Origin of the sequence: Mesorhizobium sp. M1E.F.Ca.ET.063.01.1.1 (assembly GCF_003998155.1) — a bacterium.
Taxonomy (GTDB): domain Bacteria; phylum Pseudomonadota; class Alphaproteobacteria; order Rhizobiales; family Rhizobiaceae; genus Mesorhizobium.
In genome coordinates this window covers 1-5,832 of record NZ_RZSC01000359.1, presented here as the reverse complement: position 1 = coordinate 5,832, position 5,832 = coordinate 1, and the positions used below count along the sequence as shown (strand labels likewise).

The following is a 5,832-nucleotide window of genomic DNA, read 5'->3' as shown; positions in this document are numbered from 1 at the left end:
CCTGCCGGCCATCTCCCCCCTCAAGGGGGGAGACCCCGCGGTCGGCCACCTTCGCCAATCTCCGGCGTCGCAGGGGCAGCGCGAATGGAGATCAATCCATATGTGCAGCAGGCCCGCCACTGGCCGGAGCCGCCTTCGGCTTGCGCAGCAGGATGACGAACGGAACGGCAATCAGCGTCATCACCATCAGGATTTTGAAGTCGTTGATGTAGGAGATCATCATCGACTGGACGTTCACCAGCCTGTCGACCTGCGAAAGCGCGGCGGGATCGCCGCCTGCGGCGGCCGGCGAGGCGGCCCACAGGTTCGGGTTGTACGTGTTGATGAAGGCCGACAGCTCGGTGTGGTTCACCTGCGTGTTGCGCACCATCAGCGCCGCGACCACCGACACGCCGATCGAGGAACCCAGATTGCGCACCAGGCTGAACAGCGAGGTGGCGTCGGTGCGGTAGCGCGCGTCGAGCGTAGCGAAGGCGACCGTCGACAGCGGCACGAACACCATGCCCATGCCGAGACACTGGATGACGCCCGAAGAGATGATCAGCCAGTTGTCCATCTGCGGCGTGAAGCTCGCCATGGTGTAGAGCGACTGCGCTGTGAGGAGGAAGCCTATGGCGACGAGGATCCTCGCATCGATCCTGTGCATGATGCGGCCGACGACCAGCATCGAGATCATCGTGCCGATGCCGCGCGGCCCCAGCACGACGCCGATCGTCACGGTCGGGTAGCCGAAGATATTGGCCAACATCGGCGGCAAGAGCGACATCGAGGCCAGGATCAGCACGCCCATGACGAAGATGAAGCCCAGGCCGGTCACGAAATTGCGGTCGAGGAATATCTTTGGATCGATGAAGGGATGCTCGGCCGTCACCGTGTGGATGGCGAACACCCAGAAGCCGGTGAGCGAAAGAGCGAGCTCGATCCAGATCTCGGCCGAATTGAACCAGTCTACCTCGCCGCCGCGATCGAGCAGGAGCTGCAGCGCGCCGACGCCGAGCGAGATCATGGCGAAGCCGAAGAAGTCGAAGCCGCGCACGCGCTTGGCGATGACCGGCAGATAGGCGGCCATGCCGAGGAAGGCGAGGATGCCGACCGGCAGGTTGATGAAGAACACCCAGCGCCAGTTGAAATTTTCCGTCAGCCAGCCGCCCAGCGTCGGCCCCAGGATCGGCCCGAGCATAATGCCGGCGCCCCAGATCGCCATCGCCTGGCCGTGGCGCTCTTTCGGGTTGATGTCGAGCAGGAAGGTCTGCGACAGCGGCACGATCGCCGCGCCGAACATGCCCTGCAGCAGGCGAAACAGCACTATCGTATCGAGGCTCCAGGCCAGGCCGCAAAGCATGGAGAAGATGGTGAACCCGACCACCGAGGCGAGGAATAGCTCCTTGCGGCCAAACCGGTCGGCAAGCCAGCCGGTCACCGGCGTCATGATCGCGGCGGCGACGATATAGGAGGTCAGCACCCAGTTGATGTTGTCGGGCGATGCGCCGAGGTCGCCGGTCATGGTCGGCAGCGCGACATTGGCGATCGTGGTGTCGAGCGCCTGCATGATCGTCGCCAGCATGAGCGCGACCGTGATCAGGCCGCGATGCGGGACCTCTTTGAAGGGTTCGGGCGTGCTCATGGTGCTGAACTTCCAGCAGGTAACGAAAACGTGTACATTAGGTTTCCGGCGGCAAGGCCTTCCGTTGAGAGACCCTCATCGCGGTGGGACGCGAGGATCGATGTGGGGGTTACATCGACCGAAAGTCTCTATTCGAGCGGGATGCCTGCCGCCCGGAAACCTGAGGACCGACGGGCCCGTGTCGAAAGCTTCAGCTTCGGTCAAAGCCGCGGTGCGGCGCGTCTCGAACGCCTTGCTTTCCCACGCCTTCCATCAGACCAATCCCCTGCTCCAACTCTTTGTTTTTCCATCCTATTGCTCTGGCTCGCCGGCCGTTGCGTGACCGAAGATCGACGGCAGGCCGCGCGCCACGCCGGTGTCGACGGTGACCGTCGCGCTCATGCCGGTGCGCAGCGCCATCCTGGCATCGGGGTCGGTCAGCTCCAGGCGCACGGGGATGCGCTGGGTGACCTTGACCCAGTTGCCGGTGGCGTTCTGGGCAGGCAGCAGCGAGAACTCCGCGCCGGTGCCGGCGCCGATCGCCTTGACGGTCGCCTCGAAGGTCCTGCCCGGATAGGTGTCGACCACGATCTCGGCCTTCTGGCCCGGCTTCATATGGGTAAGCTGGGTTTCCTTGAAATTGGCGTCGATCCAGATGTCGCCGGTCTCGACCAGCGCAAACAGCGGCGTGCCGACGGCGACATACTGGCCGACCTTGAAGGACGAGGCCTGGTAGACCACGCCGTCGGCCGGCGCCTTCACCGTGGTCTGCGCGAGGTCGTAAGCGGCCTTGTCGCGCGCGGCTAAAGCCGACATCACGGTCGGATGCTTGTCGGTCTCGATGTCCGGGTTGCCGCCGAGCGCGGCCTTGGCGCTGACGATGCCCTGCTGAGCAACCGCCAACTGCTGCTTGGCCTTGTCGAGGTCGTTGCGGGCCTCATCCAACGATGACTTGGCGTTGATGCCTTTCTGGGCGAGATCGGCGGCGCGATCATATTGCGACTGCGCATAGTCGACCTCGCTGCCGGCCGACTTTTCCTGCGCCATGGCCTGGCTGTAGGCGGCGCGGAGTTGCTCGACATTGAGGCGCGCCGCGGCAACCGCCGCGTCGGCCTGGGCGAGCGCTATGCGATAGGGCTCGGGGTCGATGACGAAGAGAAGATCGCCCTGCTTGACGGTCTGGTTATCGGCGATGCCGACCTGGACGATGCGGCCGGCCGTATCGGAGGCGATCGAAATCCTGGCCTGCTGCAGGTTGGCGTTCTCGGTCTCCTGATAGCGTCCGCCGGTCACCCAGACATAGGCGCCACCGGCGAGCAGCGCCAGCGGCAGGGCGACCATCAAAAGGAAGCGGCCGGTGCGGCGCTTCTTCTTCGGCGCGGGAGCCGGCTGCGGTACCGGCGCCACCGAAACCGGACCTGGTGCCGGCTGCGCCGGCGCTTCCATTTCCAGCTTGGTGACGTTGTCTTCCATCTTGGCTGCCGCGTTCATGCTGCTGTGCCTTCCGTATTCTTTTCCAGCGACGACGCTTCGCCGTCCGTCAGATTCTGCACGATGGTGTCCAGCACCCGGATCAGGATGCGCCGGTCTTCCGGCGACACGCCGGTGAGCGATTCCTCATAGACCTCGCCGGCAAGGCTCTTGACGTCGGCATAGGCCGCATTTGCCTTCTCGGTTGGGAAGATCATGCGCACACGCCGGTCGGTCGCGTCCTGGCGGCGCTCGATCCAGCCGCCCTCTTCCATCCTGTCGACAAGGCGCGAGACGCTGATCGGCTCGATCTCGAGCAGCTCGGCAAGCCGCGCCTGGGCGACACCCGCCTCCTTGGCGACGCGGACCAGAAGCCGCCATTGCGCCGACGACAGGCCGAGCCCGCTGGCGCGCGCCTCGAAGCGCTTGCGCATCAGGCGCTGCACGTCGTGGATCAAAAATCCCAATCTGTCGATGCCATCCGAAACCATGAGCGGCATATATAATAAGCGTGCTTACTATTCAAGAGAGCGCATTGTTCCAGAAGCCGGAAATCGACATGGCAAGCAAGCGGAGCGCTCATGGCTAAAGCGCGTCGCGCTGAAAACGAATTGAGGCGACGCGCTTTAGGTCATTGGTTTGCATGTCGTTCTCCCAAAACCGCTGCGCACTTTTGGGCGACATGCATTAGCGCTGTATGGACGGGCAGCGGCGACGGCCTGAGGCGATGCCTTCACAGCGGGATGCCAACCACCTGAAATTCACTGTGTTTTAGCTGGTATGCTGGCGCCGTTCGGCATCTTCGTGATACAGCTTACGCCGTGGATCGGGGGATCAGCACAATGCCGACGCTCTATGCGCTGAAACCGGCTTTCCAGGACAGGCTGCGGCCGCTGGTCGGCAGGCTGGCCGCAATGGGCGTGACGGCCAACAAAATAACCATTCTGGCAGCCCTGCTCTCCGTCGCGGCCGGAACGGCTATCGCGGCGTTGCCCGCCTGGCGCGCGCCGCTCTTCCTCATTCCCGTCGTGCTTTTCGCGCGCATGGCGCTCAACGCCATCGACGGCATGCTGGCGCGGGAGCATGGCCAGGCCTCGACGCTCGGCATGTATCTCAACGAAATCTGCGACGTCGTCTCGGATCTCGCGCTGATTCTGCCGTTTGCCGCCTTCCCTCAATTCGGCGCCTGGGGCGTCGTCGCCTTTGCCATCGCCGCGGCGCTCACCGAGTTCGCCGGCGTGCTCGGCATCGCCGCCGGGATCGGGCGAAACTACGCCGGACCGTTCGGCAAGAGCGACAGGGCGCTGGCGCTGGGCGTGGTCGCGGTGCTCGCCGCCGCCGGCTTCTGGCCGGCGGCGATCGCGCCATTTGTGTTTCCGGCCATGGCTACGCTGTCGCTGCTGACCGCCATAAACCGGATACGCGCCGGTCTTATTGGCAGCAGCGGCTGAGCATCGAGGCTAGCCATGCCGCCCGAGGGAGACACCATGCTTCACGAACAGATCGCCGCAGCGCCGGCGGAAAGCCTTGCGCGGCAGGCGCAGGAACGCACCTTCCGCAGCCATGACGGCACGGAGATATTCTATCGCTTCTGGCCGGCGGCATCGGCCGATGCCAAGGGCGCGGTCGTGCTCTTCCATCGCGGCCACGAGCATGGCGGCCGCATGGCGCATCTCGTCGATGAACTCAGCATGCCCGACCACGCCTTCTATGCCTGGGATGCCCGCGGCAACGGCCGCTCCGCCGGCGAGCGCGGCTATGCGCCGTCCTTTTCGGCGCTTTTGCGCGACATCGACTGCTTCATGCGCGAGATCGCCGCCAGGGACGGCATTGCCGTGCGGGATATCGCGCTCGTCGCGCAGTCCTTCGGCGCGGTGCTTGCCGCGGCGTGGGTGCACGACTACGCGCCGAAACTGCGCGCCATGGTGCTCGCCTCGCCCGCCTTCTCGGTCAAGCTCTACGTCCCCTTCGCCAAGGAAGGCATCGCGCTCTGGCAGAAGATCAAGGGGCGCTTCTTCGTCAATTCCTATGTCAAGGCGAAGCTGCTGACCCATGACCCGGTGCGCATCGCTTCCTTCGAAAGCGACAAGCTGATCACAAGGCCGATCGCGTCGAATATCCTGGTCGAGCTCTACCAGCACGCGGCGCGCATCGTTTCCGATGCCCGCGCCATCACCGTGCCGACGCAGCTTCTCCTATCGGGCAGCGACTGGGTGGTGCGGCCCGCGCCGCAGCACGAATTCTTCGTCAATCTCGGCAGCCGCATCAAGGAGCGGCATGTTCTGCCGGGCTTCTTCCATGACACGCTGGGCGAACGCGACCGCGAGAAGGCGCTCGATTTGATCCGGCCCTTCCTCGAAGCGCAGTTCCAGACACCGGCGCCTGCCGTCGACCTGAAACAGGCCGATATCGCCGGCTATACGCGCGACGAGGCCGACCGGCTCGCCTCGCCGCTCGATCTCCTGTCGCCAAAGGGCCTCTATTGGGCAATGAGCCGCGCGTCCATCCGCATCGGCAGTTGGTTCTCGCGAGGCATGAAGATCGGCGTCAGCACCGGTTTCGATTCCGGTTCGACGCTGGACTATGTCTATGAGAACGAGGCGCGCGGTCTCGGGCCGATCGGCCGCGCGGTCGACCGGACCTTCCTCGATGCCATCGGCTGGCGAGGGATCCGCCAGCGCAAGCTCAACCTCGAAGAGCTGATCGGCTCGTCGCTGGCAACGCTCAAGGCCGCCGGACGGCCCGGCCATATCCTTGAC

At 64.6% G+C, this 5,832-nt stretch carries 5 protein-coding genes; 2 read left to right on the top strand and 3 right to left on the bottom strand.

The window, feature by feature from the left end; translation table 11 throughout:
- Window positions 1-91: 91 nt before the first annotated feature.
- The 3 genes from EOA29_RS22420 to EOA29_RS22410 form a co-directional block, all read right to left on the bottom strand.
- Window positions 92-1,624, bottom strand: a complete 1,533-nt coding sequence (locus tag EOA29_RS22420; RefSeq protein WP_127221566.1) for a DHA2 family efflux MFS transporter permease subunit — start codon at window positions 1,622-1,624, stop codon at window positions 92-94.
- Between the two features lie 291 nt (window positions 1,625-1,915).
- Window positions 1,916-3,094 (bottom strand): HlyD family secretion protein, encoded by a 1,179-nt coding sequence (locus EOA29_RS22415; protein ID WP_126094428.1) that lies wholly within the window; start codon window positions 3,092-3,094, stop codon window positions 1,916-1,918.
- Window positions 3,091-3,564, bottom strand: coding sequence for a MarR family transcriptional regulator (locus EOA29_RS22410; RefSeq protein ID WP_126095943.1), 474 nt, complete (start codon window positions 3,562-3,564; stop codon window positions 3,091-3,093). Before EOA29_RS22410 ends, EOA29_RS22415 begins: the two co-directional genes overlap by 4 nt.
- A 351-nt stretch (window positions 3,565-3,915) precedes the next feature.
- Here EOA29_RS22410 and EOA29_RS22405 point away from each other — a divergent pair, with 351 nt between their 5' ends.
- Window positions 3,916-4,524 (top strand): CDP-alcohol phosphatidyltransferase family protein, encoded by a 609-nt coding sequence (locus tag EOA29_RS22405; protein WP_126094429.1) that lies wholly within the window; start codon window positions 3,916-3,918, stop codon window positions 4,522-4,524.
- 36 nt (window positions 4,525-4,560) lie between these two features.
- A partial coding sequence (locus tag EOA29_RS22400) for a bifunctional alpha/beta hydrolase/class I SAM-dependent methyltransferase (RefSeq protein ID WP_189478959.1) occupies window positions 4,561-5,832 on the top strand: 1,272 nt, incomplete at its 3' end.

What these genes read in the sequence shown, in the direction of transcription:
- EOA29_RS22410 (WP_126095943.1), bottom strand. Translation starts at nt 3,564, where the DNA reads ATGGTTTCGGATGGCATCGACAGATTGGGATTTTTGATCCACGACGTG.
- EOA29_RS22415 (WP_126094428.1), bottom strand. Translation starts at nt 3,094, where the DNA reads ATGAACGCGGCAGCCAAGATGGAAGACAACGTCACCAAGCTGGAAATG.
- EOA29_RS22420 (WP_127221566.1), bottom strand. Translation starts at nt 1,624, where the DNA reads ATGAGCACGCCCGAACCCTTCAAAGAGGTCCCGCATCGCGGCCTGATC.
- EOA29_RS22405 (WP_126094429.1), top strand. Translation starts at nt 3,916, where the DNA reads ATGCCGACGCTCTATGCGCTGAAACCGGCTTTCCAGGACAGGCTGCGG.